Source organism: Frankia sp. AvcI1 (assembly GCF_001420875.1).
GTDB classification, from domain to species: domain Bacteria; phylum Actinomycetota; class Actinomycetes; order Frankiales; family Frankiaceae; genus Frankia; species Frankia alni.
This window is the reverse complement of the sequence record NZ_LJFZ01000001.1, coordinates 229,379-255,576: the sequence shown is the minus strand read 5'-3', so window position 1 is coordinate 255,576 and position 26,198 is coordinate 229,379. Positions and strand designations below refer to the sequence as shown.

The window sequence follows — 26,198 nt, the reverse complement described above, 5'->3', positions numbered from 1 at the left end:
CCCTCGCCCGGGCCCGCGACCGGCCTTCCGGGACCGTCGTCCGCGGTCGGCCGCGCGTGGATGTGACGACGATCGTCGCGGATCGTGGCCGGACGGTGAGGCGTCGGCCGACTCCCGGCCCGCGGGACCACACAGTGATCTTCTACCGAACGCCGCCCGAGGTCTGGACCGTCCGGCGACGACAGGTCATCGTGAAACGGACGGGCTGCCCGGCGCGTTGAACCCGCGTGACGCGGGTAAGGCCAGCGCACGGGCCGACCCGGACCGACCGGAAGGGATCATGAAGGACTCCGACGACGCCGGATGTAGTTCCGGCCGGCCCACGCGTGCAGAAGCGCCCGCGGGGGTCGACCGATGATCGAGGCGCTTCTCCTGGTACTGGGCCTGGCCCTCGTCGCCACCTGCGGGATCTTCGTGGCCNCCGAGTTCGCCCTCGTCACCGCCGACCGGCCGTCGGTGCAGCGGGCCGCCGACCGGGGTGAGCGGGGCGCCCGGGGCGTGCTCGCCGCGCTGCGCGGCCTGTCCACCCAGCTGTCCGGCGCCCAGCTCGGGATCACGGTGACGAACCTGGCGATCGGTTTCCTGACCGAGCCTGCCATCGCCGACCTGCTGCGCGGGCCGCTGACCTCGCTCGGCGCCTCCGACGGGCTGGCCGGCGCGCTGTCCGTGGTGGTCGCGATGGTGCTCGCCACCACCGTAACGATGGTGTTCGGCGAACTCGTCCCGAAGAACCTGGCGTTGGCCCATCCACTCGCCACGGCCAAGGCCGTGCAGGGGCCGCAGCGGATGTTCACCCGGGCCACGGGGCTGCTGATTCGCTTCCTGAACGCGACCGCGAACGCCGTGCTGCGCCGCCTCGGCATCGAACCGCAGGAGGAGCTGGCCTCGGCCCGCTCCGCCCAGGAACTGTTCTCGCTGGTGGGGCGGTCCGCGGAGCACGGCACCCTGTCGCAGGAGACGGCGACGCTGGTGCAGCGCTCGCTGCTGTTCGGGGACCGGACCGCCGAGGACGTCATGACTCCGCGGATGCGGATGCGCACGGTGCACGCCGACGAGCCGATCAGCGAGGTCATCACCCTCACCCGNCGAACCGGCCACTCCCGGTTCCCGGTGCTCGGCGCGGACAGCGACGACGTCGTGGGAGTGATCCACATCAAGAACGCGGTCGGCGTCCCCGAGGACGACCGCGAGCGCACCCCGGTGCGTGAGGCCATGGTCGCGCCGGTCACGGTCCCCTCCACGCTGTTGCTGGAGCCGCTGCTGGAGACGCTGCGGGCCGGCGGGCTGCAGATGGCCATCGTCGTCGACGAGTTCGGCGGCACGGACGGTCTGGTCACCGCCGAGGATCTGATCGAGGAGATCGTCGGCGACGTCGTCGACGAGCACGACCGGGTCTCCCCCCGGGCCCTGCGCCGGCACGACGGTAGCTGGCTGCTGTCCGGCCTGCTGCGTCCGGAGGAGGCGAGCAACGTCACCGGGATCGCGATCCCGACCGACGACACGTACCAGACGCTCGGCGGTCTGGTGGCCCGCGCGCTGGGCCGCATCCCCCGGGCGGGGGACGCGGCGGCGGTCGAGGGGGTCCGCTACACCGTCGAGCGGATGGACGGCCGGCGGGTGGACCGCATCCGGCTGGAGCCGGTGGCGCCGAGGGGGGTCACCATGGCGGACGACCCGGTCACGGCGCACCGGCCGGCCGGGACCCGGGATCGTGAGCGGTCCGGGGGGCAGCGCGAGCGGTCCACCGGCCCGCGCGAGCGTGGCGGCGGCTCCGGCTCTCGGACGCCCGGCGGCGGGCCACGCCAGCCGGCCGGGGGCGGCGCACCCGAGGCGGTCGGACGGACGGCGCAACGATGAACGGCCTGCTGGCGATCGCCGCCACGATCCTGCTGCTGGTGCTCAACGCGCTGTTCGTCGGCGCCGAGTTCGCACTGATCTCCGCCCGGAGGACGAGTATCGAGCCGATGGCGCAGGCCGGTTCCCGGCTGGCGAGGATCACCCTCGGCGCGATGGAGAACGTCTCGCTGATGCTCGCCGGCGCGCAGCTCGGTGTCACCGTCTGCACCCTCGGGCTGGGCGCACTCGNCGAACCGGCGATCGCGGACCTCCTGCACGGCCCCTTCTCGGCGGCCGGGCTGCCCTCGGCGCTGCTGCACCCGGTGTCCTTCGCGATCGCGCTCGCCCTCGTGACCTTCCTGCACGTGGTCGTCGGCGAGATGGTGCCCAAGAACATCGCGCTCGCCCTGCCGGATCGGGNCGTGCTGCTGCTGGCTCCGCTGCTGGTCGGCGTCGTCCGGCTGGGCAAGCCGGTGATCATGCTGCTGAACGCGGTGGCGGGCATGTCGCTGCGCGTCGTCGGCGTCGAGCCGAAGGACGAGGTGGCCAGCGTCTTCACCCGTGACGAGGTGGCCGNCCTCATCGAGGAGTCGCATCGGGAGGGCCTGCTCGCCGAGGACGAGCACGAGCTGCTGACGGGCGCCCTGTCGTTCGAGGAGCGCACGGCGCGCGCCGTGCTGCTCGCACCGGACGGACTGGTCACGGTTCCGCCGACGATCACTCCTCGTGAGGTCGAACGGCTCGCCGCGCGCACCGGGTTCACTCGTTTCCCCGTGCAGGACGGTGGCGGGATGACCGGCTACCTGCATCTGAAGGACGTGCTGGAGACCCGCCCCGAGCGGCGGTCGAGCCCGGTGGCGGCGAAGTGGATCCGGCCGCTCGCCCATGTCGGCGCCGAGGACAGCCTGCGCACGGCGCTCGCGACGATGNAGCAGTCGGGCGCCCATCTCGCCCGGGTCACCGACGCGCAGGGCTCGGTGCTGGGACTCGTCGCGCTGGAGGACATCCTCGAGGAACTGGTCGGCAAGATCCGCGACGACGCGGTCCGCGGCGGTCACCGGCCGGAACACCAGCCCGCCTGACGGCACGCGGCGCGGATCAGGACCGGCGCGGATCAGGACCGGCGCGGGCCACGGGCCACGATGACGGCCATCGAGGGCGCCCACCAGTAGCTGCAGTCCTCGGGTGGGCGCAGGCCGTCGACGATCTCGACCGCGAACGTGCGGAAGTGGCGCAGCAGCGCGCGCTGGTGTCGCCGGGAGACCGAGTCGATCTCGTTGGAGTAGTAGGTGAACGCGCCGCCGCCGGTCAGGGCCGACGCGGCCGGTGCGAAGAAGTGCTCGGCGAAGGTCGCGTCGCGCATGACGTACTCGTCGACCTCGGCCTCGTCCATGGGATAGGTGTCGAACAGGACGCCGTCGAACCGGCCGAGCTCGGCGAGGGCGTCCTGCCAGCGCCCGGTGACGATCTCCACGCCACGCCGGCCGGCGGCCCGCGCCCACTGCTCGGCGACCGCGGCGGTCTGCGGGTTCGCCTCCACGATGACGTGACGGGCGGGCCCGACCTCCTGCACGAACCCGGCGGACAGCCCGAGACCGAACCCGATCTCCAGCACCGTTCCCCCCGGCGTCGTGACCGCCTGGGCCAGCGCCCGCATCAGCGGTGCCTCCCAGGTCTGCATCACCTCCTGGNCGGAGACGAGCAGGGTGCCGTCGACCACCGCGGGCGCGGNCGCGTNGATGGCGGTGTCGATGCGCGGGCGGGCGGCGCCCGGCACCATGGCCTCGGCCGCCTCGTCCAGCGCGCCGAGGTCCGCGACGAACTCGTCCAGGGCCCGGTCCAGCAGGAACTGGCGAGGCTCGGCGGACATCGGAGCGAGCAGGGACTGCGCGGTGGGGTTCAGCGTCACCTCGAACTTCGCGGCACGGCGGAGCACGCGGCCTCCCGGGTCAGGGCGCGCCGGGCGCGGCCCGGCATCCAGTTCGTATCGTAGAGCGATCAGTCCCGTGCTACCGGCGATCCGCCGGGTGTGGACGGTTATGATCGTGCCACGCTTCGGCGCAGACGGGGGATTGGGCCGGGGTAAGCAGAACGGCACCTCGGGGGAACGCGTGCGATACCAGCTCGGCATCAGTCCCGGAGTCGACGTCTCGACGGCCGCCATCGCGGAGAACGGCTGGCCGTCCGCCCTCGCCCTCGAAGGCGAGCCNCAGATTCCGACCGTGCTCCATCTCGCCGCCGACGGCGCGGTGCGCGTGGGGCGCTCGGCCGTCCGGCTGCGGGCCGGCCAGCCGGAGCGGACCGCCGACGGCTTCGTGCACTGGCTCGGCGACTCGACGCCGATCCTCGTCGGCGGCATCGGCTACACCGCCGCTGCACTGCTCGCCCGCTTCCTCGATGCGGTGATCCGCACGGCCACCGCCCAGCGGGGTGAACCGCCGGAGCTGGTCGTCGTGACCAGCCCGGCGTCCTGGCCGGCGCGCCGGCAGGAGGGGCTCGCGGACGCGCTCGCCCGCCTGGAGACCACCGCGCCCGTCCTCGCCCGCAGCTCCACGGAGGCGACGGCCGCCCTGTTCTCCCAGACCACTCCCGTGGCCGACGGGCGCGGTGCGGCGACCTACCAGCTCGGCTCGCACTGGTTCGAGGCGGCGGTCTTCACCGCGACGGCCGGCGGCCACGTGGCCGTCGGTTCGCCGGTCGGGCTTGCCGACGTGTCGACCTCGATGCTCGACGATCTGCTCTACGCCCACGTCGCCCGGCTGGTCGGCGACGCGGGCGAGCGACTGCGCGGCGGCCCGCGGGCCTCGGCCGACGGCGCCCGCCTCGGCGCGGCCTGCGCCGAGGCCCGGGAGGTCCTGACCGAGGAGACGTTCGTCGACGTCTCCGTGCCCACCGGCGACACGACCACCGTCGTTCAGGTCAGTCGGGAGGAGTACGAGTCGCTCGTCCGGCCGTTGCTCGACGACTCGGTCCGCGCGCTGGCCCGGGCGGTGCGCGCCGCGACGAACGACGCCGGCCCGCTCGGCCTGCTCGCCGTCTACGGACCGGGGGCGCGCATCCCGCTGGTCGGCCGGTTGCTCGGCGAGCAGTTCCCGGACGTGGGCCGACTGGAGATCCGCCACGACGGCGAGTTCGCCCTCGGCGCGGCGCTGCTTGCCGCTCGCGACGCCGTGGCCGAGCCGGCGAGCTCGGAGACGGTCCTGCTCGGCCCGGCCGCCTTCGCGACGACCCCGCCGCCGAGCGTGCCGCCCGTCGGGCACACCCCGCCGCCGACGCTGGAGTCGTCGGGGCAGGCTGACTCGCGGGCCGTCGGCGATGGCGCGTCCCGCGGGTCGGTGCCCGGGGGTGCGTCGGTGCCCGGGGGTGCGTCGCTGGGCGGGGGTGCGTCGCTGGGTGGGGGTGCCGTCGTCGGGGGTGCGGCCGGGACTGCGAACGGTCCCGGTTCACCGGATCCGGCCACGCCGGGCGGCTGGGCGGGATCCGGCGGCCCGACGGCGTCGGCCGGCCCGCGCGGGATCGCGGCACCGGCGTCGGGCGAGGGCGCCGCCGCCTCCCCGGCCGGCGTGCGTCGGCGCTGGTCGGCGGGCGGCCGGCCGAGGCGACGACTCCTGGCGGGCGTGCTGGCGCTGGCCGTGTTCATCGCCGGAAGCGTCACGCTCGGCCTGGTGCTGACCGGCGGGGGCGACGACACCTCGGTGACCGCCGCCACGCTGCCCCGCTCGACGGTCGATCAACATCCCCACCTACCCGCCGACTCCATGCGCGCGGCCGAACGGGCAGCCGGAATCGTCGGCGGGAAGGGCTCCACCGGGGCAGGTGCCGGCGGGGCTCTTCCCGGCGGGACGGGCGCCGGCGGGACGGGCGCCGGCGGCGGAGCCGTCGACCCCAATGCGGTGATCACGACGGGGTCGGCGGAGGTGGCCGCGATCACCGGGACTGCGTACACCCTGTTCCGCGAGTCGACGAAGGGCGTCACCGTCCGCGTCGGCAGCACCGACACGGACGACGGGTTCCAGCAGGTCTGCGCCGGCCGGGCGGACATCGTCGGAGCCTCCTACGCGCTGNCCGACAAGGCCTGCGGGGCCCGGGTCGCCGGCTTCGAGATCGCCCACCACCTGCTGCCCATCGTGGTGAGCAGGCAGAACACCTGGGTGCAGTGCCTGACCACGGCGCAGGTCGGCCGCATCTGGGCGCGGGACTCGACGGTCACCAGCTGGAACCAGGTCGATCCCAGCTTCCCGAACGTCCCGCTGTCACCCATNGGTCCCGCGGCATCGACCGTCCATGCCAAGGTGTTCCTCGCCAGCATGACCGGCAGTTCGACGAACACCCGCGCCTACGAGACCCGGGAACTCGACGAGATCCCGGCCCGGGTCGACGGCGACCGCGGCGCCATCGCCTTCATGGACTACTCGAACTTCCTGACGACGAACCGGGCCGTGCGCGCCATCAAGCTCGACTCCGGCGGCGGCTGCGTCGAGCCGAACGCGCTCACCGCCGGCACCGGCATGTACATGCCGCTGTGCAAGCCGCTGTACCTCTACGCGAACAGGGCGTCGCTGCGCAAGCCGGCGGTGNCCGCCTTCCTGCGGTACTACCTGGAGAACCAGAAGGAGATCACGTCCCAGGCGCACTACATCGCCCGCGACGACGCCACGGTGCGTGACAACATCNCCATCGTGCAGAACCTGACAGCCGGCGTTCCGCCCGTGAAACCGGCCTAACCGTCCCGATCGCGGCCCGGCGTCGTGAAGACGCCAATGTTGGTCTGATCCGGAGACGCTGCACTTACATCATCACCTGGTATGAACATGGGGTCAGACGGACGCCGAGGCCGGCGTGCCGTGATTGCGGGGCGGGGCATGCGGGGCCGAGGCGGCCCCGCGGGAGTGGGGCACGGTGACGGGGACGACACCACCGCCGTTGTCCGGGAACACGGCGCGCCCGCTGCAGCCCGAGGATCCCCGCCGCCTCGGCACCTACCAGGTGGTCGGTCGGCTCGGCCAGGGTGGGATGGGCACGGTGTTCCTCGGCCGGGCCCCCGACGGAACCGCGGTGGCCATCAAGGTGATCCGGCCGGAACTCGCGCAGCGCCCCGAGTTCCGTGCCCGGTTCGCCCGGGAGGCCGAAAGCGCGCGCCGGGTGCGCCGGTTCACCACCGCGGCCGTGCTCGACGCCGACCCCCACGGCCCGCAGCCGTACCTCGTGACCGAGTTCGTCGAGGGCCCGACGCTGTCCCGGCACGTGTCGGTCCGGGGCCCGATGCGGCCCGCCGACCTCGAGCAGCTCGCCGTCAGCGTCACCACCGCGCTCAGCGCGATCCACGCCGCCGGAATCGTGCACAGGGACCTCACCCCCGGCAACGTGCTGCTGTCCCCGGTCGGCCCGAAGGTGATCGACTTCGGGCTGGCCCGCGAGTTCAACGCGGACACCGAGCTCAGCCGGAACGTGCGCCAGGCCATCGGTACGCCCGGATACATGTCGCCCGAGCAGATCCTCGACGCGCCGATCACCTCGGCCGTCGACATCTTCTCCTGGGGCGCGGTCATGGTCTTCGCCGCGACCGGGCAGCCGCCGTTCGGCACCGGCCGGATGGAGGNGATCCTCTACCGGATCATCAACGAGCCGCCCCGGCTCGACGGCGTCAGCGGGGAACTGCGCGGCCTCATCGAGGTCGCGATGGCGAAGGAGGCCGGCGCCCGACCGAGCGCCGAGGAGCTGCGCACGGCGCTGATCGGCGGCGGGGCGCTGCCCGCCCGGCCGACGCCGGTGACGACGCCGGACGAGCCGGCCGACGCCGCTGCCGCTCAGCCCCGACGGTGGGGCCGGCGTGGCCGGGACACCGCGACCTCCACGCCGCCGGTGCAGCCACCCGGCACCGCCGGTGCCGGCAGCGTGACCGGCTCCGAGGGCGCGGCGGGACGCAGCGCGCCGGGACGGTTCACCGGCTCTGCCGGCGCATCCGGATCTGGCAGGTCGGTCGCGCCCCACGCGGCACCGGGCGGGGCAGCCACGGATGCCCCGGCCGGCTCGTTCGGCGGACGACCCGCGACGGCGGTGCCGCCGCCCACTGCCGGCGGCGGTCCGCCGGCCGGGGCGATGCCGGCGACCCAGATGTCGCCGGCGCCGCTGGCCTCCCCGCCTCCGGTCCCGTCCCGCACCCCACCGCCCGGCAACCCACCGCCCGGTGGCCTACCCCCAGGCGCAGTGTCGCCCGGCGCAGTGTCGGGTTCGGTGCCGTCGGCGGCGCCGTCCGCCTCCTCGCCCGGGTCGGTTCCGCCTCGGGCGCAGGGGCCGGGCGACGCCTACGCGCCACCGGGGGGTGCGGCGGGTGACGCGCAGCCCGGTCCGCGCCGGCGCCGTCCCCGCACGCTCGTGCTCGCCGCCGCCTTCGTGGTCCTGCTCGCTGCGGCGGTCGCGATTCCGGTCCTCGTCCTGGGAGGCGGCGACGGGCCCGGCGCGCCGAACCCGGCCGAGCGGGCGGCCGCGTCGGCACGGCTGGCCACCGACGCCGCCGCGCGTCGCGCCCAGGATCCGCAACTCGCCGCCCGGCTCAGCCTCGCGGCGTACGCGGTCGCTCCGACTGCCGCCGCCCGTGACTCGCTGATCGCCTCGTTCGGCCAGTCGACCGCGGTGCGGGTACCCGCCGGCGCGGCGGCGTACTCCGATCTCGCCCTCAGCGCGGACGGCACGGCGCTCGCCGGTACCGACGACGCCGGCCGCCTGCACCTGTGGCGCCTCGACGGCGAGGGTCGGCCGACCGTCGCCGCGCAGGGCTCGGCCGACGACCACGCCAGCGGGGTGGTCTTCGACGGCGGCGGCCGGACACTGGCCACCGGAGGGGCCACCGACGCCGGCCGGCTGTGGGACGTCAGCGACCCGGCGAGGCCGCGCCCGCTCGGCGCGCTCGGTACCCAGTCAACGCCGGTGCACCGCCTGGCCCTGTCCACCAGGGCTCATCTGCTCGCCACGGCCGGCGTCGACTGGTCGGTCGGGCTGTGGGACGTCACCGACCCCTCCCGGCCCACCTCTCTGCAACTGCTGATCGGGCGGTCCGGGCCGGTCACCGGGGTGGCGCTGCGACCCGACGGGGCCGTGCTCGCCATCGCCGGAGTGGGTGGCACAGTCCAGCTGTGGAACGTGCGCGACCCGCGCAGTCCCACGCAGATGGGCTCGGTGCCGGGCCACACCGGGGCCGTCAACACGGTGGCGTTCAGCCCGGACGGCACGCTGCTGGCGACCGGGGGCGACGACCGGAACCTGCAGGTGTCGGACGTCACCGATCCGAACCGTCCGCGCGTCGTGCATCGCCTGCCCGGGCACGCCGCGCCCGTGACCACCGTCGCCTTCGCCACCGACGACCAGCTCCTGAGCGCGGACAGCGCCGGCAGCGTCGCCTACTCGAACCTCGCCGCCACCGGGCCCGCCCTGATCCCGGTGGGCACGCTGGACTCGCCGGTGCGGGCGATGAGCACGAGCACCACCGGGACCGTCGCGCTCACCACCGACAGGGGCACGATCCTGCTCGGGACGGTGGACCCGCAGCGGCTGCGGCAACGCGCCTGCGCGAAGCCGGGGGCAGCGCCGAGTCGGACCGAGTGGAGCCGGCTCGTCCCCGGCATCCCCTGGTCCGACGCCTGCGCGAGCTGATCACCTGCCGACCGCGGATCAGGAGGCAGACCGGCGTCGGCGCCACCGCCGCGCGAGCATGACCAACGTCCCGACGCCGACCAGCGACCCGCCGGTGACGATCGCGGAGGTGACCGCGACCTGGCGGGTGGAGGCGCCACTCACGCGGACCCGTTCGGAGGCGCCGCGACGGTCGGGAAAGCGGATCACCGCCGTGGCGGTCCGCTCGACCAGCCCGCTGTGCAGCTTCACCGTGGCGGTCCACGGCCCGGCCGGTATCTGCCCGTCGAGGGCGAACGAGACCGGGCTGACCTCCCCGGGGGCGATCGTCGTCCCGAGGTTCGCCGGGAACGGTCCGGCCCGCAGGCCGCCGGGACCCTTGGTCAACATGAGATCGCCGGACATGTCCAGGGCCCGACCACCGGTGTTGTGGATCTCGGTACCGACCGCCAGTCGCCCGTCGAGCAGGCGGCTCGCGGTGAGTGCGGCGATGGTGAAGCCGGCGGCGGGCGGCCCGCCGGGGCCGATGTCCAGGTACATCCGGATCCCGACCCGGTTGACCATCTGGAAGCCACTGCCCTCCGGCGCCCCGCTGCCCGCCTGCGCCCAGAGCACGCCGTAGTGCTCGCCCGGCGAGGCGTCGCGGGGGACGGCGACGGTGACCTCAGCCTTCTGCCGAGAGTGCGCGCCGACCTCGATCGCACTGCGGTCCAGGCTGACCCAGGTGGTCAGCTCGTTGGGCTTGCGCCCCTCGGCGAAGTGGAACGAGCTCCCGCCGAGGCTCGCGGCGCCCGGGTAGAGCTCGATCCNCATCGGCCCGTCAGTGTTGTTCACGACCTCCACCTGGCGGCGCATCGTGGCACCCGGGTTGAGGTGGTCGACGATGTACTGCCTGGCCCGGGGGTCCTTCCACAGCGACGCGGTGACCTCNCCCAGCCTGATCCCGAACGTCCCGTCGGAGTTGACGGTCCCACTGCGGGGCGCGGCTGACACGGCAGGAGCGGTGATGGTCGGAACGAGCATCCCGACCATCACCGCCATGGCACCGAGAAGGGTGCCTCTGTTCATCCCGAAGCCCCGATCACGGCACCGTGGAGTGGGTGATCGTGGCGGTGTAGTTGGTGCCGGCGACGGCGGTGGGCGGGATGTCCACCGTCAGCGTCGGGTTCCATGACGCCGAGTTGATGCCGGGACCGCCGGTGCCCGTCACCGTCTCCACCGGAGTGCCGGCGGTGACGAAGTCGACGTCGGTCGCGGTCCCCGCGTTGTTCACGCGGGTCACCGTTCCCGGCGCGTAGTGGATGTTCGTGACCGGGATCGCGGCGATGCCTCCCGCCGCGGTGAAGTCGGTGGCGGNGACACTANCCACCCAGGAGGGCGCTTCGATGCCCTGGGTGTCGGTGACCGTGACGACCCCGAGGGATCCGGTGACAGGCGTCGTGCCGATCGTTCCGCTGAGGGTGGCGGTGGCCGGGGCCGTGATGTTCACGGCCCCTCCGGTGAGGGTCAGGGTCACCACAGTGTCGGCGGTCGCGGCACTGGCCGGTAGCGCGGTGCCGAGAAGCGCGGCCGCCGCGGCGGCTGCGCTCAGAAGAAACAGCGATGACTTACGCAATGGAACTACTCCCCTGGTGTGAGGCCGGAGCGCCCCAGCAGCGGAACCGCGACGGATGATCCGCGGGGGCACGTCGCGCAAGCTATCACTCTGAGTAGCTACTTAATGACGTACAGCAACGACAGCGTGTCTCGAGGGCCTACCCCGCGCACCGCTCGCCCGCCCCGACGGCCGGACTCGTCCCGGCAGGCCAGGGATCCAGCCCCACCCTCATCCCCCGTGGTATGAAGTCGGCCTCGCGCCGAGGGCCTGCTCAGGAGTCCCCGAGAGCGAGAAGTCGCCGAGATGCGGCGCAGCCTCCCGCCAGACCGCCCCAGGGCGTCGCCGACCTACTGGTCCGTCCTCNCCACCGCCGGTGATCGAAGGCCCTGGTTTCGAGGCGGACCGGACCACTGCCCCACCAAGGCTGGATTGCCACACAGCCGCAGCGCTCGGTCGNCNCGATCCGACACCGCACCACAGTCACGCAACGTGCTTGCCCTGCTCCTCGCCGCGCGATACCAAGACGGTGTTCGCGCCCTCCGTGGTCAGGAGCAATCGATGCGGCTCAGTCCTGGGGACTCTCACCATCACGAGCACCACGCTGACCGGAGGCTGACCGTCACCCACTCAGTCGCCTGACGCCGCCGGGCGCCNTCAGGCGGGCACCCTCAGGCGGGCACNGGTCCCACCCCCGTCGTCAGCTTCTCCAGCCTGGCGACGTTCTCCCCGACCGTGTCGTCGCTGCGGGGCACGTAGTGCGCGTCGAAGGCGATCTTGCGACCGTTCTCGAGGAAGTAGCGCAGGAAGGCGGCGGTCGCCGGCTGGCGCAGCGCGTCGGTGCGAGCGTAGACGAACAGCGGCTTGCACAGCGGCAGGTAAAGCCCCGTGCCGACGGCCACCGCGGTCGGCGCCACGCACCCCTCACCATTGTTGATCTCCACCCCGCGCAGCCTGGCGCCGAACGTCTCGTAGGTGGGGTAGTCCAGGAAACCGATGGCCGACCGGTCACCGGCCACGTCGTTGGCGACCCCGCTCAGGTCCNCCTGCTTGTAGGCGCGAGAGCGGTCGCTGGCGTCACTGATGGTCGCGTTGAAGACCTCCGCCTGCACCGAGTTGTGGGGCGGGCCGACGAACGCGATCGGTTCATCCGGGAACGAGCTGTCGATCTGGTTCCACCGGGTCACCGACGAGTCGGCGCCCCAGATCTGCTTGACCTGCTTGAGGTTGAGGCAGTGCAGCCAGGTGTTCTGCGGGTTGACCACGATCGGCAGGGTGTGGTGCGCGACCTCGAACCCGACGACCTTCTTCGCGCAGCCGGGATCCTTGGCGGTTTGCGGGGTGAGCTCGAAGGAGGCGTCGGCGAGTTCGGCCTNACCGCTGCACAGGGCCGCGAAACCGTCCTCGGTGCTGGTCGCCTCGATGCTGACGGTGACGTTGCGCTGGGTCTGACGGAACTCGTTGTAGGCGGTCTCGGTGATGGGAGCGACCTCGGAGGAGCCCGCNACCCGGACGAGGTTCGCGGCGGGCGGCGGCGCGGCGGAGGGGCTGGACGACGGCGGAATCGGATCCGTGGTCGGGAAGGCCCCGACCGCGGCGACGGAGGCCCCGCCCGAACCCGAGTCGCGCCCCGTGAGCACGACTCCGGCGGTCGTCCCGATGGCGACGAACAGGACGACGATGATCGCCGCGGCCACCATGACCCGACGGGACCCGAAGATCCCGCCGCCTCCCCCGGCAGCGCCGTCTCCCCCGCCGCCCCCGGCGGCACGGCCACCCCCGGCGGCACGGCCTCCCCCGGCGGCACGGTGCGACCCCCCGGCATCCGCGACGCCACCCGCGGGCGGACCTGCCGCGCCGGCGGGAAGCAGACCGATGTCGGCGGTGCTCGCGGCGGCGGCATAGGCACCGGGGTCATAGGCACCGGGGTCATAGGCACCAGGGGCATAGGCACCAGGGGCATAGGCACCAGGGGCATGGGCATCGGGGGCATGGGCATCGGGGGCATGGGCATCGGCGCCCGCCCGAGCCGGCGCACCGCTGCCGCCCGCGCCCAGCGGGCCGGCGGCGACCGTCACTCCGCTCACGTCGGGGGACCCGCCGCTCCCGGCGGCGGCTCCCGGCGGCGGCGTCCCGACCCCGGAGAGGAACGGCGGCAACGACGTGAGGCTGGACGCATCCGGCGGACGAATGACCGCGGTGACGTCGTACGGCTCCTCGACGGCCCCGGCTGCGGCAGCCGCGCCGAACAACGCCCCACCGGCCCGCGCGGAACGATCCGCCAGGTCGGCGGCGATCAGCGCCGCGCCCATCGCCACGTCCGCGTCCGAGCGGTGCTCGATCCGGCCGATCTCCGGGAAGGCGGCACGCAGCCGGCGCAGCACCAGCGGCAGGTGCGCCACCCCACCGGAGAGCAGGATGCGGGAGAGGTCGGCGGGACCCGCCGGCACCGAGCGCAACGCCCGACGGAAGGTCTCGACGGTGTCGTCGACGGTCGGGCCGGCGAGCGTCTCCAGCTCGCCGCGGGTCAGCGTGACCGTGGCGTCGATGCCGGGCAGCTCCACCGCCAGGTCGACCTCGTCCTCCTCGGCGAGGATCTCCTTGGCCTGCGCGGCCTCGCGGCGCAGGCGGGCGAGCGCGGTGCGGGTGGCGGCGTCGGCCCGGTCGAGGCGCGCGGGCGCGGCACCGGCCGCGGCGAGCACCCGGTCCACCAGCAGCTCGTCGAGGTCGAGCCCGGCGCCGTGACGCAGCCCCGCCGGCGCACCGACGACCTGGAACCCGAACGGGGAGAAGGAGAGGATCGCGGCGTCGAGGAAGCCCGCGCCGAGGTCGTACCAGCCGACGAGGTCGACCGTCTGGGTCACCGAACTGCGGGCGAGCAGCGTCCCCATCGCGTCGGCGGCGGGCAGGGCCACGACCGGCAGTTCCAGCCCGGAGAGCTGGGTGATCGCCTCGGTGAAGGTCTCCCGCCGGCCCGGGGACCAGAACGACGGGAAGGTCACCACCACCTGGTTCGGGGGCCCGCCGAGCTGATCGACCGCCAGGGCGACGAGATGGGCGACCAGGCGGGCGAGCAGACCCTCGCGGCTGTAGGCGGCGCCGCCGAGCAGGACCGGACCACCGTCACCGAGCCGGCGCAGCAGGTCGGTCGCGGACCGGTCCGGATCGCCCTGGGCGCGCCGGGCCGCCGCGCGGGCGAACTGCAGGCCGCCTCCCGGCGGCGCGAACACCACCGACGGCAACCGCCGCTGCCCGCCGAGTTCGAGCACGCGGGGCCAGCCGCCGTCCGCGACCGCAACGATCGTGTTCGCGGATCCAATATCGATGCCTAGCTGATAACCCACCGCGACTCCTGAAACCCACACGATCACCGAGGCGCTCCGGGACGCACGAGCCGCCCCCAACCGCCGGAGCTCTCGCCCTTCTAGCTGGTGCGATCATCGTAGACGCTTGACCAGGCAATTTTCGTGTCCGGTGCAAGACAGTCAAGACAATAAGGAACCGGGACCAAAGCGAACCGCGAGGCGGCGGGAGAATGCGGGAGGAGTTATTGCCCAGTGCCGGAGGGTGGCGCGGGTTCGCCGAAGGCGGTGAGGATCGCGTCGGCGGCGAGGGCGGGGGTGAGCGTGCCGTCGCGGACGCGGCGTTCGAGGTCAGGCGTGATCTCCCGGACGCGCGGGTGCGCCCGCAGCTCGGCGAGCAGCCGGTCGTGGACCATCGCCCAGGTCCAGTCCACCTGCTGGCGCCGGCGGCGGGCGGCGAGCTCACCGGAGGCGTCGAGGGTGTCCTGGTGCTTGACCACCTGCGCCCAGACGGTGTCCAGGCCGGTGCGCTNGGCGGCGCTGCAGGTGAGCACCGGGGTGTTCCAGTCGCGCGGCCCCGAGGAGCCCTGCAGCATCCGCAGCGCCCCGGCCAGCTCGCGGGCCGCGCGGCGGGCGTCGAGCTCGTGCGGGCCGTCGGCCTTGTTCACCGCGATGACGTCGGCGAGTTCCAGCACACCCTTCTTGATTCCCTGGAGCTGGTCGCCGGTGCGGGCCAGGGTCAGGAACAGGAAGGTGTCGACCATGTCGGCCACCGTCGTCTCCGACTGGCCGACGCCGACCGTCTCGACCATGACGACGTCGTAGCCGGNCGCCTCCATGACCACCATCGCCTCCCGGGTGGCCTTCGCGACCCCGCCGAGGGTGCCCGCGGTCGGCGACGGCCGGATGAACGCCGCCGGGTCCACCGACAGCGCGGCCATCCGGGTCTTGTCGCNGAGAATGCTGCCGCCCGTCCGCGTCGACGACGGGTCGACGGCGAGCACCGCCACCTGGTGGCCCCGCCCGGTCAGGGTGGTGCCCAGCGCGTCGATGAACGTCGACTTGCCGACACCCGGCACGCCGGTGATCCCGACGCGGCGCGCCTTGCCGGCGTGNGGGAGCAGCGTCACCAGCAGCTGCTGGGCGAGCTCCCGGTGGTCCGGCCGGCTGGACTCGACCAGCGTGATGGCCCGCGCGATCCAGGTCCGCGACGAGGCCAGCACGCCGTCCGCGTACTCGGTCAGATCAATGCGCCGGTTCACGATGCCGGCGATGCCGTTGCCTGGGATGCCACAGCTCGGGCCGCCTAGGCGGCGGAGTGGCCGAGCTGCGCCGACAGGGTGGCGAGCAGCTCCAGCGCCGCGTCCGCGATGACCGTCCCCGGCGGGAAGATCGCCGCCGCCCCGGCGGCCCGCAGCTCGTCGAAGTCGCCGGGGGGGATGACCCCGCCGACCACGATGAGGATGTCGGACCGGTCGAGCGCGGCGAGCTCCTCGCGCAGCGCGGGCACCAGGGTGAGGTGCCCGGCGGCCAGCGAGGACACGCCGACGATCTGGACGTCCGCCTCGATCGCCTGGCGGGCGACCTCGGCGGGCGTCTGGAACAGCGGGCCGACGTCGACGTCGAAGCCGATGTCGGCGAAGGCGCTGGCGATGACCTTCTGGCCGCGGTCGTGGCCGTCCTGGCCCATCTTCGCGACGAGGATGCGCGGACGGCGGCCCTCGGCACGCTCGAACTCGGCGGCGGCCTCGCGGGCGGCGGCGACGTTTCCGGCGGGTCCCGCCTCGTCCCGGTACACCCCGGAAATGGTACGGATCTGGCCGGAGTGGCGCCCGTAGACCTTCTCCAGGGCGTCGGAGATCTCGCCGACCGTCGCCTTGGCACGCGCCGCGTCGACGGCCAGCGCCAGCAGGTTCTGCTCCAGGCCCGGACCGCGACGACCGTCGCGGGCGGCGTCGGCGGCGGCGGTGAGNGCGTGCAGCGCCGCCTCGACCGCCGCCGGATCACGCTCGGCACGCAGCCGGCGCAGCTTGTCGATCTGCTCGGTGCGCACCGCCGAGTTGTCGACCTTGAGCACCTCGATCGCCTCGTCGGCGTCGACGCGGTACTTGTTCACCCCGATGAGCGGCTGGCGGCCGGCGTCGATGCGCGCCTGGGTGCGCGCGGCGNCCTCCTCGATGCGCATCTTGGGGATGCCGGCGTCGATGGCCTGCGCCATGCCACCGGAGGCCTCGACCTCGCTGATGTGCCCCCACGCCTTGCGGGCCAGATCGTAGGTGAGCCGCTCGACGTAGTGGCTGCCGCCCCACGGGTCGATCACCCGGGTGGTGCCGGACTCCTGCTGCAGCAGCAGCTGGGTGTTGCGGGCGATGCGGGCGGAGAAGTCGGTGGGCAGCGCGAGCGCCTCGTCGAGGGCGTTGGTGTGCAGCGACTGGGTGTGGCCCTGGGTGGCGGCCATCGCCTCGACGCAGGTGCGCACCACGTTGTTGAACACGTCCTGGGCGGTCAGCGACCAGCCGGAGGTCTGCGAGTGGGTGCGCAGCGACAGCGACTTCGCACTCGTCGGCGAGAACTGGTTGACCAGCCGCGCCCACAGCAGCCGGGCCGCCCGCAGCTTCGCGACCTCCATGAAGAAGTTCATGCCGATCGCCCAGAAGAACGACAGTCGCGGCGCGAACGCGTCGATCGCCAGGCCCGCNCCCAGACCGGCGCGGATGTACTCGACGCCGTCGGCGAGGGTGTAGGCGAGCTCCAGGTCGGCCGTCGCGCCGGCCTCCTGCATGTGGTAGCCGGAGATGGAGATCGAGTTGAACTTCGGCATCTTCTGCGAGGTGTACGAGAAGATGTCCGAGATGATCTGCATCGACGGCTGCGGCGGGTAGATGTAGGTGTTGCGGACCATGAACTCCTTGAGGATGTCGTTCTGGATGGTCCCGGCGAGCTGCTCCGGGGCCACCCCCTGCTCCTCGGCCGCGACGATGTAGAGCGCGAGCACCGGCAGCACCGCGCCGTTCATGGTCATCGACACGCTCATCCGGTCCAGCGGGATGCCGTCGAACAGCTGGCGCATGTCGAGAATGGAGTCGATGGCCACGCCGGCCATGCCGACGTCGCCGGTGACCCGCGGGTGGTCGGAGTCGTAGCCGCGGTGGGTCGGCAGGTCGAAGGCGACCGACAGGCCCTTCTGGCCGGCGGCGAGGTTGCGCCGGTAGAACGCGTTCGACGCCGCCGCGGTGGAGAACCCGGCGTACTGGCGGATCGTCCACGGCTGGGTGACGTACATCGCCGGGTACGGCCCGCGCAGGAACGGCGCGATGCCCGGGTAGGTGCGCAGGAAGTCGAGCTGCGCGGTGTCGCCGGCGGTGTAGAGCGGCTTGACCGCGATGCCCTCGGGGGTGTCCCAGGTCAGGGCGTCGACGTCCTTGCCGGTCGCCGACTCCAGCGCGGTGCGCCACTCGGCCTCGGGCGTGTCCGCGCCGGCGGGCGGGTCGCCGAGCTCCACCTGGGAGAAGTCCGGGATGGCGCCGGCGCGCCGGTTCGAGCTGTCCACGGACATCAGCGCACTCCCGCCTCGGCCTGCGTCGCCTGCAGCACGGCGACCGCATTGCATCCTGTGAAGACGTACCCGTCGATCCCCGCCTCGGCGTCGGCCTGGGCGCGCGAGCCGGGCTGACCGGCGAGCCACACCTGGCGGGCGCCCGCGTCGCGCAGCGCCCGGGCCACCGGTGCGGCGTGCTCGGCGTACACCTTGTCGCCCGAGCAGAGGCAGGCCACCGCGGCGCCGGACGCGGCGAAGGCCGCCGCGATGGCGGCCGGGTCGGTGCCCGGGCCGGACGTCGGGGTCTCGAAGCCGCCCGCCTGGAACAGGTTCGCGGCGAACGTGGCGCGGGCGGTCGACGCCGCGGCGCTGCCGAGGGTGGCCAGGAACACCACCGGGCGGGCGGCCGCCTCGGCGTGGGTGTCGGCACGCGAGCGCAGCGCCTCGAAGTCGGCGTCGTAGTGGATTTCGGGCAGGCCGGGCGTCCCGTCGACGGTGGGACGCTCCTCGGCCGGGGCCGCGGCGCGCTCGGGCAGGATCTCGGCCAGGTTCGGGAACTCGCTGACGCCGGTGAGGGGGTCGCGCCGGTGGGCGATCGCCTCGGCGCGCTTCGCCCAGGTGGCCGCGATCCGCTCGGCGACGAGACCGGAGCCCAGGGCGGCGACGATCCCGCCGGCCCGCTCGATCTCGGTGAACCAGGCCCAGGCGGCCTCGGCGAGCTCGGCGGTCAGCGACTCCACGAACCACGAGCCGCCGGCCGGATCGATCACGCGGATCAGGCTCGACTCCTCCTGCAGGAGGGTCTGGGTGTTGCGGGCGATCCGCCGGGAGAAGTCGTCGGGCACGCCGAGGCGGGTGTCGAACGGCAGGACCGTCACCGCGTCCGCGCCGCCGACGCCGGCGCCGAAGCAGGCCAGGGTCGTGCGCAGCATGTTCACCCAGGGATCGCGGCGGGTCATCATCGCCGCCGAGGTGACCGCGTGCTGGCGCTGGGCGCGCTCGGCCGGCTCGGCCCCACACACCTGCGCGACCCGGGACCACAACCGGCGCGCCGCGCGCAGCTTCGCGATGGAGGAGAACTGGTCGGCGGTGACCGCGTAGCGGAACTCGAGCTGCCCGAGGGCCTCGGGCAGGCTCAGCCCCGCGTCGGTGAGCGCGCGCAGGTAGGCGACGCCGGTCGCCAGCGACGCGCCGAGCTCCTCGGCGTCACTGCCGCCCGCGCGGTGGTAGGGCTGGGCGTCGACGACGAGCGCGCGCACGTTCGGGAACTCGGCCACGCAGCGCGCCGCGAGGGCCGCCGCCTCGGCCAGCCCCGCCGGCCCGTCCGCCGGCAGGCCCGCCCGCGCGGCCAGGCCGATCGGATCGGCGCCGAGGCTGCCGGCGAGCTGCGAGCCGGGCACGCCGCGGGCGGCGGCGAGACGGAAGAGCTCCTCCGCCGCGGACCGGGTCTGCGCGCCGGCGTCGAGGACCACGGGGGCGAGGTCGAGGTAGACCTCGCCGAGCACCGTGGCCAGGGCGTCGATCGCCAGCCCGCCGGAGCCGAGGCGCAGCCACAGCGACGTGACGCCGTTCTCCAGGTCGGCGAGAACGGCGTCGGCGGCGGGCTTCGCGTCGGGACCGGCGTGCAGGGCGCGGACGTCCCAGCCGGTGGGGCCCGCACCCTGGGGCCGACCGCCCCGCACGAACGGCGCGAGGCCCGGCAGGCCCACCCCGCCGGCAGGCAGGTCGTCGGCGGTGTAGAGCGGGCGGATCAGCGGGCCGTCATAGGTCCGCGTGGCCAGTAGTTCCTCGACTTCGCCGGCGGCGCTCGACTCGGTCGCCACGCCGGACTTGCGCAGGACGCCCAGGACGAGCTGCTGCCACTCGGCGCGGGTGGCCTCCGGAAAGTCTGCGGCCAGCGACAGCCCGGCCGGGGGAACGCTCATGTTCCGGATCGTAGGCGTGGGAGGCCCGGACGGCTTGGAATGTACTTCCTGTCACAAGTCCTTGCACGCCTTTGTCCGGATGGTGGCGATGCTCACGAGGCGCGGCGTTGCTCCAGGTCCCACGCCGCGGGCGAGTCGAGGAACCGGTCGACGGCGGCGACGATCCGCTCCGGGTACCAGGCGACGTCCAGTTCACTGAACCGCAGCACCGCCCACCGCCGGGCGGCGAGCAGGTTGCCGCGCAGCCGCTCCAGGTGGAAAACCTCGGCGGAGCTCGCCGCGGTGGCGGTGTCGGCCTCGACGTCGAGCCGGTGCTCCGGCCAGGCGAGGTCGAGCTTCGCGATCGACTGGCCGCCGTCCTGGACCGGCCACTGCAGCTGGGGCGGCGCGAGCCCCGCGTCGGCGAGCAGCAGCCGCAGCCGGGTCTCGAGGGCCGACTCCGCCCTCCCGTCGGCCAGGTCCCACCAGCCCTGCGTCTGCCGGAAGCCCCGGCGCCCGGCCGCCGCCTCGCGGGCCGCCCGCAGGTTCCGCACGACCCCGCTGCGCAGGGCGGCGTCCATCTCGGTGACGGCGGCCTCCCGGTTGGGCGCGGCGAGCACGAGATCGGCGACGGTGCGCGCCGGCGAGGTGACGGGAATCCCGGCCACGTCGATCTGCTCACCGGCGCCGAGTTCGGTGAAATGCAGCCGGATTCCCCGCGGCTGCGCCCGCGTGAGCCGGGGCGGCAGCAGCAGGTGCACGGGCTCGGCGGGACTCTCCGGCTCCGCACCGGAAAGACCGAGCAGCCGGGCGGCGGTGATGTTGCAGACGACCGCGTGCGGACGGCCGACGAGTGCCGCCCGCACGCGCGCCGACAGCGGAAAGGGAGGCGGCGCGAACACCCCCGGGACCGCGCCGCCGGGCACCGGCTGCGGCACCCAACCCGAGCACGGCCGCTCGTCGCCGGGGCCGGCGACGTCCTCCCACAGGGGGGCGACCGGGACGACGAAGGCGCCGCGAACGGGGTGGCTCCACTGATCGGACTGGACGAGCTGGCGGAGCTGACCGCGGGTCAGGCCGGCGGACATCGCCTGCCGGAAGGTGATCACCCCGCCCTGCCGGCGGGCCAGCGCGACGGCGGGGTCGAGCCCGGCGTAGCGGCGGACGACGGGTCGGGTCGGCGGGGTCGAGGCCGAGTGGGAGAAGGTCATGAACCGAGAATCCAACAGAATCGACCCGCCAGCCAGTGTCACCAGGAAGGCTGTGGATAACCGCCGGGACGATGGACGGAGAGCAGATCACGAATCCCCCGAACGGCGACAACCATTTCCCATAATCGCCGCGGGGCGCTTCGAAGAAATGGTCGAAGAATGGCGTCCGGCGACGTGCGGCGCGCGATGATGTGCGGCGGTGTACAGCGGTGTAGGGCGGTGCACGGGTCAGCAGTTCCCGCGCGTCGGGAGGCCGGCGAAGCGGTCGGCGAGGAACCGCAGCGCGTCCTGCGTGCGCCCCACGCCGTCGATGTGGTCGCCGGGGAAGGGAGCCCAGGTCACCGCGACCCGCCGGGCGCAGTACTGCGTCCGCAGGCGCGCCGCCTGGTCGAACGCCACCAGGCTGTCCGAGGTGGCGTGGTAGAGGTAGGCCGGGACCCGGGGCGCCACCCGTCCCAGGGTGTTCTCGGCCAGCCGGGCCCGCCAGCGCGGCAGCGTCATCGGATCGGCGGTCGTCAGGTCGGCGATCCGCCTGCCGGCGAACCCGGTGACCAGGGCGAGCGAGCAGGCGGTGCGGACGGCGGCGAACACGCCGCGCCCGGACGCGGTCAGCAGCGCGTCCAGCCGCAGCTCCGGGTAGGCCGCGTCGAGGCCGACCGCGGCCGCGAGACCGAGCCCGGCGGCGCCCCGGCCGTCCAGGGCGCGTCCGACCGCCACCAGGTCGGCCGGCACGCCACCGGCGGCGACCCCGCGCAGGTCCAGGTCAGGCGCATAGGCGGGAGCGAGCTGCGCCGCCCACACCGCGGCTCCCCCGCCCTGCGAGTAGCCGGTCAGCCCGACGCGCCGGGGTACCGCGGCGGCGACCCCCACGACCCGGGGGGTGGCCCGCACGATGTCGAGCAGCGCGTGTCCCTNGGCCGGTCCGACGACGTAGGTGTGCTCGCCCGGGGTGCCGAGGCCCTCGTAGTCGGGCACGGCGACGATCCAGCCCCGGGCCAGTGCCTGGGTGATCGCCCCGACGGCGAGGTTGACGCCCACGGCGAGTCCCTTCGACGCCGCGCAGTCGTCGCCGAGCCCCTGGGTGCCGGGGGCGTAGCCGAGGATCGGCGCGTCACCGGCCGGGTGGGCGGGGACGAGCACGGTGCCGCTGACCGCGATCGGCCTGCCGAGCGCCCCGGCGGACAGGTACAGCACCTGGGTCACCCGCGCCCCGGCCGTGGCGAACGACCCCGCCGCCGGCACGGGACGCGACCACAGGACGTCCCCGGGGCGCCCGGCGGGCAGCGGCGCGGGCGGGCGGTAGAACCCCTCCCCCGCCGGCGCCGCCACCGGACCGACGTAGGGTGGCCGGCCGGCCGCGTCCTCGACGCCCGCCCTCGCCGCGCCTTCGGCGGCCGACGAGGACGCCTGACCACCACCCGGCGCCCCGCCAGCCGGGGCACAGCCGGCCAGCGCGAGCGCCAGACTCAGTGCCAGATTCAGTGCCAGTGCCACGAGCACGCTCGCTGAAGGCGGCCGACGGCCCGGACAGCGACGACGACTCCGGGACGCGCGCGCCCGAGTGCAGTCGGGCATGCGGGCCGCTCCCCTCGCCACCGTCGCGGGGCGCCGGGCGGTCGGGCCCCGCGCTCAGCTCTCTCCCGCGAGCAGCAGCGGGATGTCGTGGGCGTAGTCGGCGACGGCGGTGCCGGCGAGATAGCCGACGCGGGCGACGCCGTCCGGGCCGATCGCCGTGACCTGGCTGCCGTGCGGCACCACGATCGTGCCATCCGCGGCCGGCGTCGGCGTGCTGAAGGTGACGCCGGCCGTGTCGGCGAGTCGGGTCACCGCCGTCACCGGCCCGGTCAGGCCGACGAACGACCGGTCGAACTGATCGAGCCAGTGGCGCAGGACCGGGCCCGTGTCGCGGGCCGGGTCGGTCGTCGCGACGACCACCCGGACCCGGTCGCGCTGCGCGGGGGTGAGCAGACCCACCGCGGCGGCGAGGTCGGCGACCGTCGTGGGGCAGATGTCCGGGCAGGAGGTGTAGCCGAAGAACAGCAGGGTGAGCCGGCCGTCGGCGGCAGCCGGCAGGGTCCACGGCCGGCCGGCGGTGTCGGTGAGGGTCACGCCGGGCAGGCGTACCGGGGGGTCGAGGCGCACGCCGCGCACCCCGGTGGCGCCGCTGACGTCGTCGAGGTGCACCGGTCCCCCGGCCGGCGACCCCGAGCCGCCGGCGGGCCCGCAGGCGGCGAGCAGACCGAGCAGCGCGACGAGGCAACCGACCAGAACCGCCGCGCGGCCCCACCGCGGCGGCCTGCCGCGCAGGGTCACGCGGCCCTGCTCGCCAGGCCCAGGGCGTAGTCGAGCCACCATCCGCCGGCGGCCGGGCCGCCGTTGCACGCGCCGTCGGACTCGCCGGGCACCTTGATCCAGAGGTAGGCGTCGGCGCGCGGGTTGCCCGTCCGGCCGCTGGGAGCCACGCCCAGGCCTCGGCCGGGTGGGTTGCACCAGGCGTTGTCGGCCGCCGGCCCCCGACCGTTGCGGGAGGTGTCGACGACGTAGTGGGCGGTGCCGCCGAGGGCGGCGACGACCGCGTCGCCGTAGGCCGTCTCGTCGGCGGTCTCGTCGAAGTTCGACACGTTGAGGGCGAAGCCCCGGGCCCGGGCGACGCCGGCCTGGCGCAGCCGGGCGGCGGTGTCGGCGACCGAATGCCAGGAGGCGTTGCCGGCGTCGAGGTAAACCTCGGCCCCGACCGCGGCGAGCTGGTCGACGGCGTAGCCGAGCATGGCGTACCGGGCGGTGGCGGCGGCCGGCGCCAGGCAGTCGATCTGGGCCAGGGCGTCCGGCTCCAGGATGACCGCGGCGGGGCCGGAGCCGATGCCGGCGGCGAAGGCGGCGATCCAGGCCCGGTAGGCGGACTCGCCGCCGACCCCGCCCGCCGACTGGCCACCGCCGCAGTCGCGCTGCGGGATCGCGTAGGCGACGAGCACGGGCAGCGCGCCGGCCGCCCGCACCACCCGGACCCGGTCGGCGACGCGGGTGCGCACGGTGGCGGGATCCGGATCGCCGAACCAGTCCGCGTGGGAGCGGTCGGCCAGTCGGGACAGCGTCTGCGCGCCGGCGGGATCGCTCTGGCGCAATGTGCGCACCGCCTGGGCCGCGTCACCGGCGGGATCGACGTAGAGGGTCGCGGCGGCGAACGGGTCGCCGGCCGTCGCAGCGACGACCGCCGGCAGCGCCGCGGCGCCGGTCGGCGTGCCGGAACCCCCGGCGCCCGCGACGGTGGGCCCGACCACCGTGACCGCCGGGCTGGCCGACGCCACCGGCCGGGTGGCACGGGCGGCGGGCGCGAGGGCCACGCCGACCTTCGCCCCCGGGACCGGGCCCGACGAGGCGAGTGTCGGCGCCGCCGGCGCCGGGGCGGGGGTGAGGGTGATGATGCCGGGCTGCGCGGCGACCGTGCTCGATCCGCCCGAGGACCCGTAGGCCGGCTCGATGACGAGTTGTTCCAGCCCGAAGCCGGCGCACACCATGAGCGCCGCGAACGGCCAGAGCAACGCGAAGAACCGGCCGTGGTGACCTCGCGCGGCGCCCGCGGCCGCCGGGACCCGGCCCACCCCCGGGGTGGGACGACGATGACGGCGGTGCCCCGAGGCGTCCGACACACGACCTCCGAATGCACGCGACCGCGCGGCGTTGACGCGCAGTGCCCCGATGTCGGGAAAGAGCATATCGACCGCCACAATGGCGACACACCGGCGGGTACCGGGGAATCTGCCGTACCGGGAGACTTCCCTCCCCCGTCCGGGGGGCGCGGATAACCGGTCGGCGTTCAGCCGGGCGTTCAGCCGGGCGTTCAGTCGGGCGTTCAGTCGGGCGTTCAGTCGGACGTTCAGCCCGCGGCGTTGCGCACGAGCTCCGCGGCCTGTTGCGGCCACCATGCGCCCGCCGTCGGATCGCCCCGGCCGCATTCCCCGTCGCTGGCGCCGGGCGTCTTCACCCAGAGGAACGCGTCGGCATGCGGATATCCCGTGCTGGTCGTGGGTTTCTCGCCGAGGCCGCGACCGGGCGGGTTGCACCACGGGTTCGTCAGCCCCACCGCCGGTCCGCGGCCGTTGCGGGAGGTGTCGACGACGTAGTGCGCCCCCCCGACGAACCGGGAGAGGACCTCGGCGCGGGCGGCCTCGTCCTCGGTGCGGTAGTAGTTCGCCACGTTGACGGCGAAGCCGCGGGCGTGCGCGATCCCGGCCTGCGCCAACCGCCCGGCCATGACCGCCGGGGCGATCCAGCCGCAGTTCGCGCCGTCCAGGTAGACGCTGGTCGCCGGCAGCGCGCCGTACACGTCGACCGCGTCACGCAGCAGCGCGTAGCGTTCCGCCGCCTGGGCGGCGTCGAGCCGGTCGATCTGCCCGAGCGCGTCGGGTTCGAGCACGATGACCGCCGCCGCGCCGCCGATACCCGCGGCGACCTGACGGGTGAACTGGCGGTAGGCGGCGGCGTCGGGCAGCCCGCCGGCGGAGTAGACGCCCCCGGTGTCCCGGTGCGGGATGGCGTAGACCATGTACACGGCGGTCGCGCCGGTCGCCTCCGCCGCGGCGGCCCGGCTGTGGACCTCACCGACGACGTCGGTCACCCAGTCGCCGACCGGGAAGGCGCTCGAGGTCTGCACGAGCGGGGCGATGGCCGCGGCCTCGGCCGGGTGTGCCTGGGCCTGCTGCGCCGCCTGGCCGGCCGGGTCGACCAGGAACGGACCCCGGGGCGCGCGGCCCCGCGCGGCGGCGCCGTCGGCCGACCCGGCGGCGGCCTCGCCGCCAGCAAGGGACGGACCGCCCCCGGCGCCGCCGCCCGCGGGGCAGCGGGTCGGGTCCGGGGCGGGCACCGCGGTCGTGGCACCGGCCGCGCCCACGGCCCCGCCGGCCCCCCCGGCGCCCCCGGCCGACTTCCCCCCGCCCGGGCCGCACCCGACCAGCGTGACGACCAGCGCCGCGACCAGGGCGAGGACGGCGGCGACCCCGCGGGGACGCCCGCCGGCGCGCGGGCGCCAGGCCCGCCCTGCCCGGCCGCACGGGTCCGGGGCCCGGCGTGGCCAGGCCGGCCGCACCCGGTCGCCGCCCGGCGGCATGGGCGCGGCGGCCCGGGACCTGGACGTCGGCACGAAGTCACTCCTCTCGACGGTGGCCTCGCCGACCCCGGCGTCGGGCG

Annotated in this window: 9 protein-coding genes and 26 pseudogenes; 13 read left to right on the top strand and 22 right to left on the bottom strand. The window is 74.6% G+C overall.

The window, feature by feature from the left end; genetic code table 11:
- Positions 1-421: 421 nt before the first annotated feature.
- The 7 genes and pseudogenes from UK94_RS36065 to UK94_RS36035 all read left to right on the top strand — a co-directional run.
- Positions 422-1,085: pseudogene (locus UK94_RS36065) on the top strand (CNNM domain-containing protein); the annotation flags it as partial.
- Position 1,086: 1 nt separating this feature from the next.
- On the top strand, positions 1,087-1,857 hold a 771-nt coding region (locus UK94_RS36060; protein ID WP_235486033.1), incomplete at its 5' end, for a transporter associated domain-containing protein.
- Positions 1,854-2,085 (top strand): annotated as a pseudogene (locus UK94_RS36055) (CNNM domain-containing protein); the annotation flags it as partial. The gene UK94_RS36060 and the pseudogene UK94_RS36055, both read left to right, overlap by 4 nt.
- Before the next feature lies 1 nt (position 2,086).
- Positions 2,087-2,256: pseudogene (locus UK94_RS36050) on the top strand (CNNM domain-containing protein); the annotation flags it as partial.
- 1 nt (position 2,257) lies between these two features.
- Positions 2,258-2,412: pseudogene (locus tag UK94_RS36045) on the top strand (hypothetical protein); the annotation flags it as partial.
- A gap of 1 nt (position 2,413) precedes the next feature.
- Positions 2,414-2,765: pseudogene (locus UK94_RS36040) on the top strand (CBS domain-containing protein); the annotation flags it as partial.
- Between the two features lies 1 nt (position 2,766).
- Positions 2,767-2,918: pseudogene (locus tag UK94_RS36035) on the top strand (hypothetical protein); the annotation flags it as partial.
- 32 nt (positions 2,919-2,950) lie between these two features.
- Here the strand turns inward: UK94_RS36035 and UK94_RS01025 are convergent.
- A pseudogene (locus UK94_RS01025) lies at positions 2,951-3,527 on the bottom strand (class I SAM-dependent methyltransferase); the annotation flags it as partial.
- Positions 3,528-3,574: 47 nt separating this feature from the next.
- A pseudogene (locus UK94_RS36030) lies at positions 3,575-3,772 on the bottom strand (class I SAM-dependent methyltransferase); the annotation flags it as partial.
- Positions 3,773-4,058: 286 nt separating this feature from the next.
- Here UK94_RS36030 and UK94_RS36025 point away from each other — a divergent pair.
- From UK94_RS36025 to UK94_RS01015, 6 genes and pseudogenes are all read left to right on the top strand, one after another.
- A pseudogene (locus tag UK94_RS36025) lies at positions 4,059-5,900 on the top strand (Hsp70 family protein); the annotation flags it as partial.
- Position 5,901: 1 nt separating this feature from the next.
- A pseudogene (locus tag UK94_RS36020) lies at positions 5,902-6,097 on the top strand (hypothetical protein); the annotation flags it as partial.
- A gap of 1 nt (position 6,098) precedes the next feature.
- Positions 6,099-6,413 (top strand): annotated as a pseudogene (locus UK94_RS36015) (phosphate ABC transporter substrate-binding protein); the annotation flags it as partial.
- Position 6,414: 1 nt separating this feature from the next.
- A pseudogene (locus UK94_RS72510) lies at positions 6,415-6,509 on the top strand (hypothetical protein); the annotation flags it as partial.
- Positions 6,510-6,735: 226 nt separating this feature from the next.
- Positions 6,736-7,435 (top strand): annotated as a pseudogene (locus UK94_RS36010) (serine/threonine-protein kinase); the annotation flags it as partial.
- Between the two features lies 1 nt (position 7,436).
- Positions 7,437-9,486, top strand: a 2,050-nt coding sequence (locus tag UK94_RS01015; RefSeq protein ID WP_235486031.1) for a hypothetical protein, incomplete at its 5' end; no start/stop codon positions are given.
- Positions 9,487-11,743: 2,257 nt separating this feature from the next.
- Here the strand turns inward: UK94_RS01015 and UK94_RS36005 are convergent.
- The 20 genes and pseudogenes from UK94_RS36005 to UK94_RS72505 form a co-directional block, all read right to left on the bottom strand.
- Positions 11,744-12,103: pseudogene (locus tag UK94_RS36005) on the bottom strand (molecular chaperone DnaK); the annotation flags it as partial.
- 1 nt (position 12,104) lies between these two features.
- A pseudogene (locus tag UK94_RS36000) lies at positions 12,105-12,434 on the bottom strand (molecular chaperone DnaK); the annotation flags it as partial.
- 1 nt (position 12,435) lies between these two features.
- Positions 12,436-12,564, bottom strand: a pseudogene (locus UK94_RS35995) (hypothetical protein); the annotation flags it as partial.
- Between the two features lies 1 nt (position 12,565).
- Positions 12,566-14,289 (bottom strand): Hsp70 family protein (locus UK94_RS01000; protein WP_313949436.1); only part of this gene is annotated, 1,724 nt, incomplete at its 3' end.
- A gap of 317 nt (positions 14,290-14,606) precedes the next feature.
- Positions 14,607-14,893 (bottom strand): annotated as a pseudogene (locus tag UK94_RS35990) (methylmalonyl Co-A mutase-associated GTPase MeaB); the annotation flags it as partial.
- A gap of 1 nt (position 14,894) precedes the next feature.
- Positions 14,895-15,190 (bottom strand): annotated as a pseudogene (locus tag UK94_RS35985) (methylmalonyl Co-A mutase-associated GTPase MeaB); the annotation flags it as partial.
- A 1-nt stretch (position 15,191) separates the two neighbouring features.
- Positions 15,192-15,316: pseudogene (locus UK94_RS35980) on the bottom strand (methylmalonyl Co-A mutase-associated GTPase MeaB); the annotation flags it as partial.
- A 1-nt stretch (position 15,317) separates the two neighbouring features.
- Positions 15,318-15,476 (bottom strand): annotated as a pseudogene (locus UK94_RS35975) (methylmalonyl Co-A mutase-associated GTPase MeaB); the annotation flags it as partial.
- Position 15,477: 1 nt separating this feature from the next.
- A pseudogene (locus UK94_RS35970) lies at positions 15,478-15,626 on the bottom strand (methylmalonyl Co-A mutase-associated GTPase MeaB); the annotation flags it as partial.
- 41 nt (positions 15,627-15,667) lie between these two features.
- Positions 15,668-16,333: pseudogene (locus UK94_RS35965) on the bottom strand (cobalamin-dependent protein); the annotation flags it as partial.
- Position 16,334: 1 nt separating this feature from the next.
- A pseudogene (locus UK94_RS35960) lies at positions 16,335-16,529 on the bottom strand (methylmalonyl-CoA mutase family protein); the annotation flags it as partial.
- A gap of 1 nt (position 16,530) precedes the next feature.
- A pseudogene (locus tag UK94_RS35955) lies at positions 16,531-17,059 on the bottom strand (methylmalonyl-CoA mutase family protein); the annotation flags it as partial.
- A 1-nt stretch (position 17,060) separates the two neighbouring features.
- Positions 17,061-17,917, bottom strand: an 857-nt coding sequence (locus tag UK94_RS35950) for a methylmalonyl-CoA mutase family protein (RefSeq protein ID WP_235486027.1), incomplete at its 3' end; no start/stop codon positions are given.
- The gene (locus UK94_RS00985) at positions 17,917-19,824 is read right to left on the bottom strand and encodes a methylmalonyl-CoA mutase subunit beta (protein ID WP_055748305.1); all 1,908 of its coding nucleotides are present in this window, start codon (positions 19,822-19,824) and stop codon (positions 17,917-17,919) included. The genes UK94_RS35950 and UK94_RS00985, both read right to left, overlap by 1 nt.
- 92 nt (positions 19,825-19,916) lie before the next feature.
- On the bottom strand, positions 19,917-21,014 hold the full coding sequence (locus tag UK94_RS00980; protein ID WP_041939600.1) for a type IV toxin-antitoxin system AbiEi family antitoxin domain-containing protein: 1,098 nt from the start codon (positions 21,012-21,014) through the stop codon (positions 19,917-19,919).
- A gap of 228 nt (positions 21,015-21,242) precedes the next feature.
- A pseudogene (locus UK94_RS35945) lies at positions 21,243-21,928 on the bottom strand (lipase family protein); the annotation flags it as partial.
- Position 21,929: 1 nt separating this feature from the next.
- Positions 21,930-22,508: pseudogene (locus UK94_RS35940) on the bottom strand (lipase); the annotation flags it as partial.
- A 135-nt stretch (positions 22,509-22,643) separates the two neighbouring features.
- Positions 22,644-23,327, bottom strand: coding sequence for an SCO family protein (locus UK94_RS00970; protein WP_055748304.1), 684 nt, complete (start codon positions 23,325-23,327; stop codon positions 22,644-22,646).
- Positions 23,324-24,661: a glycoside hydrolase family 6 protein gene (locus tag UK94_RS00965; RefSeq protein ID WP_235486025.1), complete on the bottom strand. Its 1,338-nt coding sequence runs from the start codon at positions 24,659-24,661 to the stop codon at positions 23,324-23,326. Before UK94_RS00965 ends, UK94_RS00970 begins: the two co-directional genes overlap by 4 nt.
- A gap of 227 nt (positions 24,662-24,888) precedes the next feature.
- Complete coding sequence (locus UK94_RS72505) at positions 24,889-26,151, bottom strand: glycoside hydrolase family 6 protein (protein WP_055748302.1); 1,263 nt, start codon at positions 26,149-26,151, stop codon at positions 24,889-24,891.
- Positions 26,152-26,198: the final 47 nt, after the last annotated feature.